This window comes from Amycolatopsis sp. NPDC041971 (genome assembly GCF_055588925.1).
Genome location: NZ_JBVJCE010000008.1, coordinates 269,624 through 283,434, shown reverse-complemented (window position 1 = coordinate 283,434; position 13,811 = coordinate 269,624). Strand labels below are relative to the sequence as shown.

Genomic DNA, 13,811 nt, shown 5'->3' with positions numbered 1-13,811 from the left:
GTCACCCCTTCAGCTGCTCGTCGCTCCACGGAAGGAGCGGCGTCTCAAAGCTAAGCACAGTCCTGTCCGCCGGATATTCAGCATCGGAAGTCTCAACGACCCGTTGGTCAGAATCGAGAGATATCCGACGACACTTCAGCATGGGGACTCCACCATCTAGGTCCCAGAGCTGTGCATCCGCAGTTGACGGCATGCTTGCAGTAACCCTGTCCGTCACGTGGGCGATCTCGATTCCTACCGTGAAGAGTTGATGCTGCGTCCCGCCTGGCCATGGCTCATTACTCGCATCCAGCAGTAGCGGATTTGCCTCAACAAGAACCTTTGGGATGTGCGAAACACTCCACGCTTCACGATGGCCAGTCTTCGGATTGACATACTCAAATATCCGCTGCAATAGCGGAGCACCTAACTCGACCCCAAATATTTCAGCGAATTCCTGATTGGAATTTACAATCTGATACGTAGTATTGAATCCAAGGTCGGAGATTTCCACCCCCATCTCTATCTCGGATGTACCCACGCGCCCACGCACGGACTCAGGCGTGAGTACCAAGTCTTTTTCAGCTTGATGCCGATTCGCAGACCGAACAACCCGCCTAGGCGGAGTACGTACCACGGGAGCCTTACCGCGACCGCCCGTAATCAATCCCTGCTGCTTGAGTAGTGCCACAGCCGCACGGACCGGGTCCTGCGAGCATCGCCACTGTTCCCCCAACTCCTGAAGGGTGGGCAGCGAGTCTCCTGGCTTAAGTTCTCCCGCCTCGATGCGCATGCGCAAGTCGTCCGCAATACGCACCTTGAGCGGGGCAGGGACAACTGTTTCGCGTGGCTGCATGGCCACAATGCTAGGCCGTTCGGGGGTTTGCATGCAAACCTCTTGCCGCCCGCTGTGACATCACGTACGTTCAGGGTGTTCGCAGGTTTGCATGCAAACATGTAAACCGATTCGCTCCATGGAGGCTCATGATGACCGCGACGCTCGCCCTGTTGGAAGACCACGTCACAGTGAGGACCGCACGACCAAACACCAGCCGCCGTCAGATCGAGATGGACGCAGTCGATCTGGACTTCGACTTCTTCGCTGATACGACCGGCCTAGCCGGTGATGTGGCCACTGCGGTGGCGTTGGGTGGCGTGGTTGAGCTGGCTGATCTGTTCACGGAGATCGCCGAGTTTGATCGCGAACTGGAGCTGATCGAGGCCGAGTTGCTGACGCACGAGGTGCGTCAGGCTGCGGAGGACACGGCCGAGGTGATCGCTGTTGTCAGGCTCCGTGTCGGAGAGATCAGCACGGTGCGGGGGTGGGCAGCGTGATGACCACCGACCGACTGTTCGTTCCGGCCGCGTTCTTCGCACTGATGGCGATGATGCCGCCCGCGTCGGCGACGCCGTTCGTGCGGCTGGATTGGCTGGACCGCACCTACTACCAGCTGCGCGGCCAGGTTCGCGGCCCGCACGGGTTGAGCGCGATCCGTCTGGTCGAGGCGATCGACCAGGTCCGTCACGCCACGCACGACGAATTCGCTTCCAGCACCGTTTCCGCCGCCTGATCTTCTGATTCTGGGCGCGTTTCCGCGCCATATTCCCGAAATTTCTCGCATTCGTTCCGGGGCACCGCCATGCCTTGTGCCGGTTCCTCTTGCTCGGAAGGACGTCCCATGACTCGCACGGTGAGCATCGAGATCGCCGCCCGGTTCCGCGACCTGGCCGACACGCTGACCCGCAACGCAGCGGTGCTGACCTCGGCTGGTCTGCCGGAGTCGGTGACCACGGTCCGGGCGACGGTCTACGGCGACGTCGCGGCCCAGCTGCGGACGCTGGCCGAGAACGAGACGACGCGGACTGCGGGGAACCCGCTGGTGGTCGTGGCGGCCGAGGACGAGATCGCGGCCGGGGTGGCTCGCCGGTTCGAGCAGCTGGCCGGGCTGCTGGCGGCCAACGCCCGTCTCCTGGTCCGCCGCACGACCGAGGCGGGGCTGCTGGCCCGGGCCGGGGTGTACCGGGATGTGGCCGCGCAGGTCCGGATCCTGGCCGAGGAGCAGACCCGGCAGGCCGTGATGCACCGCGGGCGGGAGTCCCGGCCGCCGTTGTCAAACCTCACGCCGTTGAGCCCGGTGGTGGTGCGGGCCGCGACCCGGGCGCCGAAGGTCCGGCCGGCGTTCCTCGAAGCACTGGTGGCCGCGATCGCGAAGCGCCGTGCCCAGGGCTGGTCGGTGGCCAGGTTGACGCGCTGGCTGGGCGCCAGCCTGCGCGATCCGCAAACCGGTTACGGGCACCCGTGTGCTCAGCGCTCGTTCGTCTCCTACGTCACCAATCTGCTGACCGCCCCGGCCGCGACCGTCCGCGCCGCCTGACCCTGCTCGGTTTCTGTCTCACCAACTCACGAAGGGACTTTCCCGTGCGACTCAGCACCGAAGCGCGCGAGCACTTGCGCAGCGCCGGAATCACCGAAGCCCAGTGGGCACGCGAGAACTACTTCGCCGACGGCCGGTGGGGCGGTGACGAATGCGGCTGCCCCGATGACCGGTGCATCGGGTTCCACCACGACGAGGACGACGAGTGCGGGTGTCTGCCCGCGCTGCTGTCCTCCCGGGCCACGCTCAGGAAGGACCTCTGATGTCGCTACTCGGATCGATCGCGGCCAAGCTGGCCGCCAAGCTCGACGACCGGGACCCCGTGTTCTACGCCGCCGATGTGTGCCTGTTCGCCCTGGCCGAGTCCGGGTGGCATGTGCTGCTGATCGAGCGTGGTTCGACGCTGCACATGGGAAAGCTCGCCTTCCCTGGCGGGCATGTCGACGCCCACGAGACCTCGGAGCAGGCCGCGCGGCGGGAGGCCGCCGAGGAAACCGGCCTGGACCTGTCCGGGGTGCCGCTGGACCGGATCGGGCTCTACGACGCCCCTGATCGGGGCGCCCGGGGCCGGTACGTGTCGGTGGCCTACGGCGCGGTGCTGGAGTCGATGCCCGCGGTGGTGGCCGGGGACGATGCTGCGGCGGCGGCGTGGATGCCGCTGCGGGTCGCGTTCCGGGTGGCCGGCCGGGGCGGGTTCGCGTTCGACCACGACGCGATGCTCGCCGACGCCGTTCTCCGCTACCAGCTGGTCGGGGAGGCGCTGTGACGCTCACCTATCCCGCCACCGCCGTCCTGAATGGAGCGCAGCGGGTCCCGGTGTTCCTGATCTACGACCCGGCCGACCCGTGGGCGGTCACCCTCGCCGCCGGTCCTCGGCTGTGGCTGTTCGCCCGGGACCTGCTCGCCTCCGGCATGAACGAACCGTCCGGGCACGGAGACGTGCGGATCCGCCCCGACACCGGCGGCGCGTTCGACGCGGTGCTCGTGAGCCTGTCGAGCCCGTCCGGGACCGCTGAGCTCGCCCTGCCGCGCGGCACCGTCGAAGCGCTGCTCGACGCCGCCGACGCGCTCGTGCCCGCCGGGTGCGAGGAGATCGACTGGGACCGCGAGTGGTCCCGCCTGACCGAGGGTCCGGCCGCCGCCTGACCACCTCATTGTTGTTTTGCTGAAAGGGAAATCTGTCATGTCTTTGATCAAGCTGGACGCCCACTACGTCGAAGGGTCTGCTGTGGGCGCGGTGCACTTGTCGATCGCGCTGAACGACGGGACGACTGTGGTGTTCCCGGCCCCGTTCGTGCCGCTGACCGCGTCGCTCGCGATCACGCCGCACTTCGCTGCGGAGGGTGATTCGGGTCTGCGGATCGACTTCTCCCTCTGGTCGCCGATGCGCTACGGCCTCACCACCACGGCCCGTTTCGCGGTGGCGCTGCCTTCGCAGGAACTGGCGGCGCGGGTGGCGCGGGCGTTCGACGCTGACCCGGCGGCGGCCTGGACTGACTCGCCCGAGCAGATGCAGGCGTGGCTGCGGTCTTGGGCTGCTGCCAACGACTTCACGGTGACGGGCTGAGGGAGCCACGTGATGAGCGTGTTCGAGATCGCGAAGGAGCACGGGTCGTGGCGGCTGGCCGGGTTCGCGGTGGCGGTGCTGCTGTTCCTGGCCGTCGGGTTGCTGCGCTGGCCGTTGCTGCTGACCGCCAGGTTGCTGCTGGCGGTGCAGTCCGGGTTGGACGCCCGGATCACCCACAGTTTCGCCGGGAACGTCCCGGCCCCACACGAGACCGGGTGAAGGGAGAAACACGATGGCAGGCAACGAGATCCGTCACCGTGACCGCGGTGACCTGACCGCCCCCAGCGGGCCGGTGGTGGACCGGGCGATCGCCCGGGTCGGGTGGTGGCTGCCCGAGGCCGCCGCCGCCGGGCTGCTGGCCGGGCTCGCCGCCTGGGCCGGATGGGGCTGGGCGCTCTGGCCGATCGGGCTCGGCCTGGCGGTGCGGATCGGGTGGGAGTGGACCCCGGCCCGCCGCTCGGCCCGGTTCATCACCACGGTGCTCGGCTGGCTCGCCGGCCACATCCGCCGCTGGCAGCAACGCCGCCACCGCACCAGCCCGGCCACCACGCCCGACACCGGAGGCGCCGCGCAGCGGGACGAGGTTGCCTCATGACCGCCCACGCGCCCCGCACTCCGCCGGGTGCCGCTTCGAGACGCAGAACGGGAGGTGAATACCCATGACGCTGCTGGGGAAAGTCGGCGCGGGCGCGGCGTTGTTCGTGATCGCCGCGGTCGCCGTCGGCTACACCAAAGACGAAGGACTCGGTATCGGGGACGGCGTGGGCCGGGTCGCCGAGGCCGGGCCGGGGGTGGCCGACATCCCGCCCGCCTACCTGGCCCGCTACCGGGCGGCGGCCGGGACCTGCCCGAACCTGGACTGGGCACTGCTCGCCGCGATCGGGAAGGTCGAGACCAACCACGGCCGCCTGAAAGCCCCGGGCGTGTCGTCGGGGGCGAACTATGCGGGGGCGGCCGGGCCGATGCAGTTCCTGCCCGCCACCTTCGCCGGAGTCCGCAAACGCCACCCCGGCCTCGGGGGCAACCTCTACGACCCCGACCACGCGATCCCGGCCGCCGCGCACTACCTGTGTGACTCCGGCCTCGCCCGGGGTGACGCGTATCGGGCGATCTTCGCCTACAACCACGCCGACTGGTACGTCGACAAAGTGCAGAACCAGGCCGCCGCCTACCGCCGCGCCGCCTGACCCTGCTCGATTCGGGCCGGAGCGTTCCGGCCACCTGATCCGGCGCTGTTCTTGCGCCGTAGCAAACGTTCCACTGCTCCACCGCACCACCCGTTCAAGGGGCGCGGTCGCATCGTGGCGCCCGCATCCCGGCTCCATCCCTTGTGTCACACCAACCCTTGGAGAAATTCCCATGAAGCTCATCGCCTTCGTCATCGCCGCCGTCACCGCCTGGCTCGCCTGGGGCGCCGGTTCCCTGCACCAGAAGAGCCCGGCCGAGTACAGCCTCACCCCGGCCCTGGTCCTCGGCCTGATCGCCGTCGTGTCGCTGCTGGTCGTGTTCACCGGCAAGTCCAAGGCCAAGGCCAAGTAACCCGCCTTTCTCGCCGCACACATTGGTTCCCGGGTTCCGGGCGGCCGCACACAGATGCCCGCCCGGAACCCGGACCCCCAACCGTCCACTACGGAGGATCGATGGCTGATCCCGCGAAGACGAACTACCCGATGACCCGCCCGAGTCGGACCCGCGGTTCACGTTCGGGCTGGTGCTCGACGTCGCCGCCGTGCTCACCACCCACGGCTACCCGCCCTTGGCCGGCGGAGACGACCACGTGGCCCTGCAACAGGCGCTGTTCCGGTTCCTCTACCGCTGATGAGAAAGGACTGATGCCCGTGCGCATCGCCACCACCATCGCTGTCGCGTCGCTCGCGATCACGGTGACCCTGCTCGGTTCGGGCTGCGACCCCGGCCCGTCCACCCCCGCCCCGGCGCCCGCCGGAGGACAGGAGAGCCCGCCGGCCGGGGCGTGGCGCGTCGACCACCTCGACGGCGAGGAGAACATCGACACCGGCACCGCCTCCTACACCGCGTTCTGCGTCCCCGCCGGGGCCTACAGTCCCGCGACCGCGCCCGGTGAGGACGACCTGCGTGCGGTGGCCATCACCAAAGACCAGTTCCTGCGGATGCAGCCCGGGGACGCGTGCCCGGCCGCCCGTCCGGACCGGAGCTGATGCCCTGTGCGGATCGTCATCGGCCTGGTCGTGTTCATCGCCCTCTGGACGCTGTTCGCGCTCGGCTACACCGTCACCCCGCCGCAGGTGCGGCCCCCGGCCCCGACGAGATCGGCGCCCTGCCCACCACCGACACCACGCCCCACCACCACCGCCGCCGCACCGACCGGTGGGGGCGACGCGGCGGCGGACGCGCGACCCGCGCGCGGGACACCGTGCCCGGCCGTGACCACCACCCTCACCGTCACCGCGGTGCCCACCGGCGAAACGCCCTGACCACCCGAGGAGCGCCGACCATGACCACCACGAAAACCGCTACAGCACACCACAAGCTCCGCCGTTGCTGGTGGGCCGGTCTCGCCGCCGCCGGGCTGCTGACCGGCTGCACCCCCACGCCGGAGGTTCCCGCCAAACCCGAACCCTCCACCCCGGTGCACTGGTTCATCGATCACCTCAGCGCCCCGGGAGACACCGCCATCCGGCCCGTGTCCACTTACACCGCGTTCTGCGCCTCCACCGACATGGTCAGTGCGGCACAGCTTCCCCAGCCGCATGAACTCGTGGCGGTCACCGTCACCAAGGCCGAGTTCGCGCGGCTCCAGGCAGGCGACCCGTGCCCGCTGGAGACAGGGGACGGCCGGTGAGCGCTCGCCTGGAGGTCGTGTCGTTCGGATACGGGCACAACGACACCCCGGCGGCCGACATCACCATCGACGTCCGCCAGCGTTTCCGGGACCCGCACACCTCGCCCGTGCTGCGGGCGCTGACCGGGAAGCATCCCGACGTCTACTTCAAGGTCGCCGCCTATCCCGGCGTCCGCGAACTGGTCGCAGACACCTACCGGATGGCGGTCACCCTGGCCCGCCTCGGTCCAGCCCCGGTCATCGTGGCGTACGGCTGCGTCGGTGGACGGCACCGCTCGGTCGTGCTGGCCGAAATGCTGTACCGGCACGCGCTCGGAGCGAGGCTGGCCACCGGGATCGACCACCGCCACATCGACTTGCCCGTGCTGGCACGACAAGGCGACACCGGAACGGGCGACTCCGGCACGAGCGGCATCGACACCGTGACCGGAGAGGAGTGCTGACCAGTGGACGACGACGGCTTCTACTGCGATGACTGCGTGGACTGGCATGAGTCCATAGAGGACTGTCCGCAGACGCTCTACGACTGCCCCAACTGCGGTGAGGAAGCAACCGTCCAGGTCGACTTCGGGCCCGCCCCGGACGACGTTTCCGAAGCCCACTGCGACAGCTGCGGATGGACGCAGGAGGGCTGGTGAGCAGCCACGGCACCGAGAGAGACACAGCCTGATGCCGCTATGGCTGCTGCTGGTGCTCGCCACCGTCGCGGTCGTGTGCGTCACGACCGTGACGGTGGCGGTGTGGCGGCTGTTGTGGCGAGTCCGCAACCAGCCCGAGTTCCCGCCGTATCGGCCCACTACAGCCCCACACGAGACGAGTCAGTGACCACTGTGGACACCCGGCCCCTTGCCGCTGGTGTTCTCCGGCGAAGAGAGGTTGACCATGAGCTGGCAGAAAGAGATGCGGGCGAACAAGCTGGCCAAGGCCGAGGCCGCCCGGCTGGACGAGACCGCGCGGACCGGGAACGAGATCGCGCTGATGAAGGCGGCCGGCGACCTGGCCCGCGCCGACCGCGAGCAGGCCGCGAAGCTGGAGGCGGAGGCGAAGGCCACCGCCGACGCCATCCGCGACAAGCGCCGCGGTGACCGCAAAGCCCAGTGGGGCAAGGTCACCGCGTTCGCGAAGGCGCATGTGGTGGACGGGCTGATCTACGGGATCGCGCTGGTGTCGTTCGCGATGGCGGCCCCGGCGATGTCCGGCTACGGCGAGGACGTCTACCGGTCCCCGCTGGGCGGTCTCCTGCCGCTGATCACCGAACTCGGGATGTGGGCGTTCGCCATCGCCGTGCTGGTGGCCCGGGTGAAATACCCGACGCGGCCGGTGTGGGGATACCAGACCGGGGTGTGGGTGTTCGGGACGCTGGCGTTCGTTACCAACGCCGCAAAAGGCTGGCCTCAGGGTTTCGACGCCGCGCTGATCATGGGTGTGGTGTCGGTGGCCGGGGTGGTCGCGCATCAGCTGGCGATCGCGACCCCGCCCCGGTCGAAGGCGCAGCGGGCGGCGGACAAGCTCGCCGCCGCCCGGGCGGCGAAGACCCGCGCGGCGGCCCGGGCGGCGCTCAAGGCCGCCGCCGCGCAGATCGACGCCGAGGGCAACGCCCGCCTCACCTACGCCCCCGGCACCTTCCAGGTCCGCCGACGCCGCCTGGTCCCGGTCGCCCCCGACCTGGACGTCGTCGGCCCGCCGGACGCGCTCGACGCCGAACTCGCGAAGCTGCTCGGTTCGGGACACCCCGACGACCCGGAACCGGGGCCGGGCGGCGGGATCGCGACCGACCCCGGCCCGCCGCCCGGCCCGTCTCGCGACGGCACGGCCGAGGCCACGCCGGACCGTTCCGCACCGCGCCGAACCGCCCGCACCACCAAACGCCGTGACCGGTCCGGACCGGTCACCAAGACGGGCCGGGACGCCCACTTCGAGGCGTTGCGGGCCCGGTTCGACAAGGCGGTCGCGGCCGGGGACATCGACCCCGGGACCGCGTCGATTTACCGGATCGCGAAGACGCTGCGGTGCGGGAAACCGGCCGCGAAGCGGCTGCTCGCCGAACAGCGTGACACCGACCAGGACTGACCCCGGTCTGGTCCGGCCCGGCCCGCGCGGACACGCCTTGTCCGTCCGGGCCGGAACCGGTCCGCATCGGGTTCGCACACCCACACCCGACGCGGGTTTCGAGAAGGGATCACCGATATGACCCACGACGACACGACACCCCACGGGACCGGGGACAACAGCACAACCGGACCGGCCTTCACCGGTCCCGATCAGACCGGGTTGGGCCGGTCGCAGACGCGGGCGACGGTGGTCCCGTTCCGCCGCCCCGAACCGGATCAGGACCCGGCCACCATCGACGGGGACGTGGTCGAACCCGGGACCGATATGGCCATGTCCGACATGCGGGAGACATGGGGCACGCGGGTGCTGCACGGCACCGGCCGGGTCCTGGCCGGACCGTCGGACGAGACCCGGGCGAGGCTGGCGGTGGCGACCGTGGACGCCGCACACGCGACCGCTTCCCGGATCCGGTCCGGGACCAGCACTGGGAAGCGGCTCACCGGACGGGGCTGGCGGTTCGCGTGCCGCCACGCCTCCATCATCGGCAAGGGTGCGGAGGCCGCTCGGCAGCGTCGCCGCGCGGACCGCGACTACGCCGACCTCAAGGCCGCGCGGGCGGCGGCGAAGGACAAGGGCGACACCGCCGCGGTGGAGGCGCTGACCCGGCAACACAACGAAAGCCGTCACGTCGGAGTGGACGCGGCACAGAAGAAAGCCGAGCTGGCCTGGTCGCTCACCTGGCGCGGTGCCGCTGTGCTCGGGGTGCTGTTCGTCGTCTCCGTCGTCGTGGGCGGGATCAACGGGTTCGGCCGGTGGCTGGGGGTGTTCAACGCCAACGACGTCCTCGCCGTCTGGCGCGACGCCCTCACCATCGCCTACACCGTCGCGGTGGTCGTGGTGACCTGGTGGTGGGCGTTCCCCGCCGCGTGGCTGCTGCTGAAACTGTCCCGCTGGTGGCGCGACGGCAACCGTCTCGGGGACCAGGTTCTACCCGTTCACCTGCGGAAACAGGCCACCCAGAACCTTCGGGTGGAGCTGAGCGAGTCCGCGATCGTCGCGGCGCTGGCCAACATCGGCAACAGCAAGCTCAACGCGATGATCAAGGAAGGCTGGCCCCAGCGCGACACCGACAACGCCTGGGTCCAGCCGCCGATGATCGACGGCAAGGGCTGGTCGACCAAAATCCGGCTCCCGCAAGGGGCGCCGGTCAAGAGCGTCGACAAGGCCAAGGAGATGCTCGCGCACAACCTCGCATGCAGGCCGATGGAACTGTTCATCCGCGCCGACGCCGACGACCCCACGGTGATGGACCTGTTCCGGCTCAACCCCGGCGTGCTCCGGGACCCGGTCGACCCATATCCCCTGCTCCACGAGGGATCCACCGACTACTGGCAGGGTATCCCGGTCGGGGTGAACCTGCGCGGGGAACCGATCGTGGCCGACATGCCCGAACGGAACTTCGTCCTGGCCGGAAGCCCCGGCTCGGGGAAGTCGACGCTGATGCAGACCCTGCTCAACGGGGCGATCCTGGACCCGCTGGTGGACGTGGATGTCTTCGTATTCGCGGAAAACAACGACTACGAGGCCATCTCACCCTGCCTGAACGAGTACTCCCCGGGCGCAGGGGAGGACAACGTCAACGCGGCGCTGGATCACCTGCAAGAGCTGTATGACGACCTGTCCGCGCGCGGTCGGCTGCTGCAGAAGCACAACGTCAACTCCGTGCTGGAGGCCGGACGCGAGATCGTCGCCCGCGAGCCAGGGCTGCGGCCCCGGATCGTGGTGCTGGAGGAATGCCAGCGGCTGTTCCGCCAGGACAAGGCCGAAGACCGCAAACGGATCGTGAACCTGGTGATCAACCTGTTCATGGCCTCCCGCAAATACGCCGTCCACCTGGCGTTTCTCACCCCCAGTCCCTCGGATCAGAGCCTGCCGCGGGACCTGGTGGCGATGTCGACCAACCGGGCGTGCGGGGCGGTCAACGGGAACAAGGCACGTAACAACGCGGTCCTCGGGGAGAAGGCGCACGAGGAAGGGATTTCCGCGCTGGATCTCAAGCCCAAGACCAAAACCAGCCTCAACGACTGCGGAACGCTGATCACGGTCGGGTTCATGGACGAACCCGGCGCCCTGCGTAGCTACTACCTGTCCCCGGACGACCAGAAGAACATCGCCCACCGTGCCCTGGAAGCCCGCGGCGGCGGCGCGAACGGCACGTCCGAGGTCGTGGTGGTGCGGGATCCGCTGGCCGACATGCTCACCGTGCTGGCCGAGATCACCCCGCGCGAAGGCGAGCAGCACCCGCGCGCGGCGGCCGTCGCGTCGGCGCTCGCCTCCCGCTGGAACCACTACAGCGGGTGGCAGATCCAGCACGTCACCGACCTGCTCGCCGTCTACGGCTACAAGGTTCCGAGTACGCAGCGTATGTATCCGGTCGACCCGGCCAAGGTCGCCCACGCCGCCGTCGGCCGGGACTCCGTACCCGCCGAGTGAGTCCCACCCCACCCGCCCGCGAACCCCGAAATCCGGGGTTCGCGGGCGGCACCGGCGGCGGACTCACTCGCCTCACTCCAACTCATTTCCGCTGATCACGCCCTCTACCAGGCAACTCACCCGCCAAATGAGCCAGCTCACTCGATTTTCGCGAACTCACCGCTGAACTCACCGCCGACTCACTCCTCGCCGATCCCGCGTCCCCGCGCCGAACGGCGCCCCACGCCCCACCTGTCAGCTACCGCGAGTAGCCGACAGGTGGGGCGCGTCGTCTCTCCGCCCGGACCCCGGCCCGGGCCGCCTCCGATCACTGACCGTGAAGGGAAGTCCTGTCATGACCTCTCCAGCTGCGCTCCGCCAGCCCGCTCACGGCACCACCGGCACCCGCCTTCCGCCCCGGACGCGGTGGGTGTGCCGCTCGTGCGGGGCCCGCAACCGGCTGCGGCAGCGCTGCTGCCACCACTGCCGCCAGATCCGCCCCCGCCACTGAACTACGCCAGCCAACACCACCCCGCACCTCGTACCGGCAGGCACTGACGCGAAGGGACATCACCGCTCATGGACGACATCGACGCCACCGACCCGACGGCGACCCCGGCCGATCAGGGCTGGTTCTGGACCGCGCAGTGGCAGGCCGGGGAACGGCAAGCCAGCGCGGAAATCGCCGCGGGCGAACTGGCCGTATCCGGCTCCATCGCGGACATGTTCGCCGCTCTCGCACACGACTGACCCGCCCGAAAGGAGGTTCTCTCGGATGCACGACACCGACCCGGTCCCTGTGCCGCTGCTCGAGTACCGGGCACTGGTGGCCGACGCGGGCGCCTGGCGGCTGCTGAACTCCAGCCCACACGTCGCGGAGCTGCTGGCCGAGTGGATCGAGTGGAACCGCCGCGCCACCGCCCGCGCCACCTCCAACACCATCTCCGGGGCAGCGGACTGGCGGGCGATCGCCAGTAGCCCCAGCTACGCCGAACTCGCCCGCCGCCGCGCCGTCCACACCACCGAACCGCTGACCCCGGACCAGATCCGGGCCCGCACAACAGCGTCGTGGGCCCGGGTCGAGCACTGGATCACCACCCGCACCGCCGCCTGACAACCGAAAGGACTTCCTCGCCATGACCATGACCACCGAACATCCCCGCGCGGCCACCTCGGACCGGCCGGCGGGCGGATATCGCGACCCGTTCCCGCGCCACCCGATCCCCGCGGCCGAGACCGCGCTGGTGGAGCTGGCCGCCGCCCATTCCAACGGGCTCGTCCCGGCCGTCGGGGAGCGCACCGACGTGCCGGGGCTGGCGCTCATCCCGCACACCTCGGGGCAGGTGCTGCGGTTCAACGGCCTGTGGTGCCTGACCCACATCGCCTCCGGGGCGCGGGTGTCGCCCCCGGCGAGCTTGCTGCACACCCGCGAAGCGCTGCTGTGGCTGGGAAAGGCGGGGGTGGAGTGGGACCGGCCCGTCGCCGACCTGCACGCCGATCCGGCCGCAGCGAACACATTCCATGACCTGTACTTCGCGCTCATCGGCGCGCGGGAGACCGGTCGGCCGCTGGTGTATGCGCGGACGTCGTTGGTGGACTGGCCGCCGCTGTGGCGGATCTGTCACCGCGGGGAGCTGTACCCGGTCGGCTTCGAGACCTTCGAGGACGCCGCCGCTCTCGCCGAGGACGCGGTCGCCGTCCCGGGTGGGGTGCTGCGCCCGGAGGCCGTCATCCATCGCGACATCCACTCGCCGGGGTGGGCACTGCGGTGCGCCTCGATCGCGTGCACCGACGGCGACTCGTTCTTCCCCGACGACTGGGACTACGGCCTGCCGGTCGTGGACACCCGGGCCGCACTGCAAGAGGCCGCGTGGAACGCGGGGTGGCGCGGGCACGACCAGGCGCATTGGACCTGCCCGGACTGCACCCACCACTACCACTGACAAGGGGACGTGAACTGATGGCTGCCATCGCGCACCGCTGTGCCTGCGGGCACCCGGACTTCTTCCACAGCTCGGTCACCAAGGCCTGCACTACCGGCGGGTGCCCGTGCCAGACGCTCAACGCCGGGCCACCGGAGGTCATCCCGACCTGGCGGGTCGACGGCTCGCCGACCGGGCCCACGGTCGAGGACCCGGCCGTCATCGTGCCGGGCACCCGCAACGCCGGGATGGGAGAGCTGTGCGGCTGCGAGGCCTGCCACACCCTCTACGCCTCGGTCGCCGGGAACGCCGCGTGATCCGCACGACCGCGCGCCGAGCCCGCAAGGCGCACCACTGCTCCGACATCGACCACCGACAGCCGTGCATCCAGCCCAGCACGGTCTACCTCGAACACGTCGCCGCACCCGACCACGACGACATCGGCAACACCAGATGGTGGCGTACGCCTGAGCGTGCCGCCGAAGCCCGCCGCTACGGCCGAGGCGACCTCATCGACGCCAGGGAGGCGACTTCTTGACCACCACCACCGCGCGACCGTTTGACCTCCGCGACGACTGACCACTTCGGACACACGAGCAGGGCCGGACACCACACCAGGTGTC

25 protein-coding genes and 1 pseudogene are annotated in these 13,811 nt (G+C 69.6%); 24 read left to right on the top strand and 2 right to left on the bottom strand.

Annotation, left to right across the window (positions count from 1 at the left end):
* Position 1: 1 nt before the first annotated feature.
* Both ACZ6DT_RS19025 and ACZ6DT_RS19020 read right to left on the bottom strand, forming a co-directional pair.
* On the bottom strand, positions 2-520 hold the full coding sequence (locus ACZ6DT_RS19025; protein WP_465596586.1) for a UTRA domain-containing protein: 519 nt from the start codon (positions 518-520) through the stop codon (positions 2-4).
* Between the two features lie 111 nt (positions 521-631).
* Positions 632-835, bottom strand: a pseudogene (locus ACZ6DT_RS19020) (winged helix-turn-helix domain-containing protein); the annotation flags it as partial.
* A gap of 131 nt (positions 836-966) precedes the next feature.
* Here ACZ6DT_RS19020 and ACZ6DT_RS19015 point away from each other — a divergent pair.
* The 24 genes from ACZ6DT_RS19015 to ACZ6DT_RS18900 all read left to right on the top strand — a co-directional run bounded on the left by ACZ6DT_RS19015 (position 967) and on the right by ACZ6DT_RS18900 (position 13,726).
* The gene (locus ACZ6DT_RS19015) at positions 967-1,314 is read left to right on the top strand and encodes a hypothetical protein (protein ID WP_465596472.1); all 348 of its coding nucleotides are present in this window, start codon (positions 967-969) and stop codon (positions 1,312-1,314) included.
* Entirely contained in the window at positions 1,314-1,550 is a 237-nt protein-coding gene (locus tag ACZ6DT_RS19010; RefSeq protein ID WP_465596469.1) for a hypothetical protein, read from the top strand. Before ACZ6DT_RS19015 ends, ACZ6DT_RS19010 begins: the two co-directional genes overlap by 1 nt.
* Positions 1,551-1,658: 108 nt before the next feature.
* Entirely contained in the window at positions 1,659-2,354 is a 696-nt protein-coding gene (locus tag ACZ6DT_RS19005) for a hypothetical protein (RefSeq protein WP_465596466.1), read from the top strand.
* 44 nt (positions 2,355-2,398) lie between these two features.
* The gene (locus ACZ6DT_RS19000; RefSeq protein ID WP_465596463.1) at positions 2,399-2,617 is read left to right on the top strand and encodes a helix-turn-helix domain-containing protein; all 219 of its coding nucleotides are present in this window, start codon (positions 2,399-2,401) and stop codon (positions 2,615-2,617) included.
* On the top strand, positions 2,617-3,120 hold the full coding sequence (locus ACZ6DT_RS18995; RefSeq protein WP_465596460.1) for an NUDIX domain-containing protein: 504 nt from the start codon (positions 2,617-2,619) through the stop codon (positions 3,118-3,120). The genes ACZ6DT_RS19000 and ACZ6DT_RS18995 overlap by 1 nt, the downstream gene beginning before the upstream one ends.
* A complete protein-coding gene (locus ACZ6DT_RS18990) occupies positions 3,117-3,500 on the top strand; it encodes an SsgA family sporulation/cell division regulator (protein WP_465596457.1) in 384 nt (127 codons plus the stop codon). The genes ACZ6DT_RS18995 and ACZ6DT_RS18990 overlap by 4 nt, the downstream gene beginning before the upstream one ends.
* Before the next feature lie 37 nt (positions 3,501-3,537).
* Complete coding sequence (locus ACZ6DT_RS18985) at positions 3,538-3,921, top strand: hypothetical protein (RefSeq protein ID WP_465596454.1); 384 nt, start codon at positions 3,538-3,540, stop codon at positions 3,919-3,921.
* Between the two features lie 12 nt (positions 3,922-3,933).
* Positions 3,934-4,140 (top strand): hypothetical protein, encoded by a 207-nt coding sequence (locus ACZ6DT_RS18980; protein ID WP_465596451.1) that lies wholly within the window; start codon positions 3,934-3,936, stop codon positions 4,138-4,140.
* Between the two features lie 13 nt (positions 4,141-4,153).
* Positions 4,154-4,516 carry a hypothetical protein gene (locus tag ACZ6DT_RS18975; RefSeq protein ID WP_465596448.1) on the top strand — a complete coding sequence of 121 codons (363 nt, stop codon included), beginning with the start codon at positions 4,154-4,156 and terminating at the stop codon, positions 4,514-4,516.
* A 64-nt stretch (positions 4,517-4,580) separates the two neighbouring features.
* Positions 4,581-5,108, top strand: coding sequence for a lytic transglycosylase domain-containing protein (locus tag ACZ6DT_RS18970; RefSeq protein ID WP_465596445.1), 528 nt, complete (start codon positions 4,581-4,583; stop codon positions 5,106-5,108).
* Between the two features lie 172 nt (positions 5,109-5,280).
* Positions 5,281-5,460, top strand: coding sequence for a hypothetical protein (locus tag ACZ6DT_RS18965; protein ID WP_465596442.1), 180 nt, complete (start codon positions 5,281-5,283; stop codon positions 5,458-5,460).
* A 293-nt stretch (positions 5,461-5,753) separates the two neighbouring features.
* Entirely contained in the window at positions 5,754-6,098 is a 345-nt protein-coding gene (locus tag ACZ6DT_RS18960) for a hypothetical protein (RefSeq protein WP_465596439.1), read from the top strand.
* A gap of 6 nt (positions 6,099-6,104) precedes the next feature.
* Positions 6,105-6,374 (top strand): hypothetical protein, encoded by a 270-nt coding sequence (locus ACZ6DT_RS18955; RefSeq protein ID WP_465596436.1) that lies wholly within the window; start codon positions 6,105-6,107, stop codon positions 6,372-6,374.
* Positions 6,375-6,394: 20 nt separating this feature from the next.
* The gene (locus tag ACZ6DT_RS18950; protein WP_465596433.1) at positions 6,395-6,742 is read left to right on the top strand and encodes a hypothetical protein; all 348 of its coding nucleotides are present in this window, start codon (positions 6,395-6,397) and stop codon (positions 6,740-6,742) included.
* On the top strand, positions 6,739-7,185 hold the full coding sequence (locus tag ACZ6DT_RS18945) for a RapZ C-terminal domain-containing protein (protein ID WP_465596430.1): 447 nt from the start codon (positions 6,739-6,741) through the stop codon (positions 7,183-7,185). The genes ACZ6DT_RS18950 and ACZ6DT_RS18945 overlap by 4 nt, the downstream gene beginning before the upstream one ends.
* Before the next feature lie 3 nt (positions 7,186-7,188).
* A complete protein-coding gene (locus ACZ6DT_RS18940) occupies positions 7,189-7,380 on the top strand; it encodes a hypothetical protein (RefSeq protein ID WP_465596428.1) in 192 nt (63 codons plus the stop codon).
* A 31-nt stretch (positions 7,381-7,411) separates the two neighbouring features.
* Positions 7,412-7,567, top strand: a complete 156-nt coding sequence (locus ACZ6DT_RS18935; protein ID WP_465596425.1) for a hypothetical protein — start codon at positions 7,412-7,414, stop codon at positions 7,565-7,567.
* Between the two features lie 57 nt (positions 7,568-7,624).
* Positions 7,625-8,812 carry a hypothetical protein gene (locus ACZ6DT_RS18930; protein WP_465596422.1) on the top strand — a complete coding sequence of 396 codons (1,188 nt, stop codon included), beginning with the start codon at positions 7,625-7,627 and terminating at the stop codon, positions 8,810-8,812.
* A 117-nt stretch (positions 8,813-8,929) separates the two neighbouring features.
* A complete protein-coding gene (locus ACZ6DT_RS18925; RefSeq protein WP_465596419.1) occupies positions 8,930-11,287 on the top strand; it encodes an FtsK/SpoIIIE domain-containing protein in 2,358 nt (785 codons plus the stop codon).
* Positions 11,288-11,845: 558 nt separating this feature from the next.
* The gene (locus ACZ6DT_RS18920; protein WP_465596416.1) at positions 11,846-12,016 is read left to right on the top strand and encodes a hypothetical protein; all 171 of its coding nucleotides are present in this window, start codon (positions 11,846-11,848) and stop codon (positions 12,014-12,016) included.
* Between the two features lie 25 nt (positions 12,017-12,041).
* The gene (locus ACZ6DT_RS18915; RefSeq protein ID WP_465596413.1) at positions 12,042-12,380 is read left to right on the top strand and encodes a hypothetical protein; all 339 of its coding nucleotides are present in this window, start codon (positions 12,042-12,044) and stop codon (positions 12,378-12,380) included.
* A 22-nt stretch (positions 12,381-12,402) separates the two neighbouring features.
* Positions 12,403-13,209 (top strand): hypothetical protein, encoded by an 807-nt coding sequence (locus ACZ6DT_RS18910; protein ID WP_465596410.1) that lies wholly within the window; start codon positions 12,403-12,405, stop codon positions 13,207-13,209.
* 17 nt (positions 13,210-13,226) lie between these two features.
* Entirely contained in the window at positions 13,227-13,505 is a 279-nt protein-coding gene (locus ACZ6DT_RS18905; protein WP_465596407.1) for a hypothetical protein, read from the top strand.
* On the top strand, positions 13,502-13,726 hold the full coding sequence (locus ACZ6DT_RS18900) for a hypothetical protein (protein ID WP_465596404.1): 225 nt from the start codon (positions 13,502-13,504) through the stop codon (positions 13,724-13,726). The genes ACZ6DT_RS18905 and ACZ6DT_RS18900 overlap by 4 nt, the downstream gene beginning before the upstream one ends.
* Positions 13,727-13,811 lie beyond the last annotated feature (85 nt).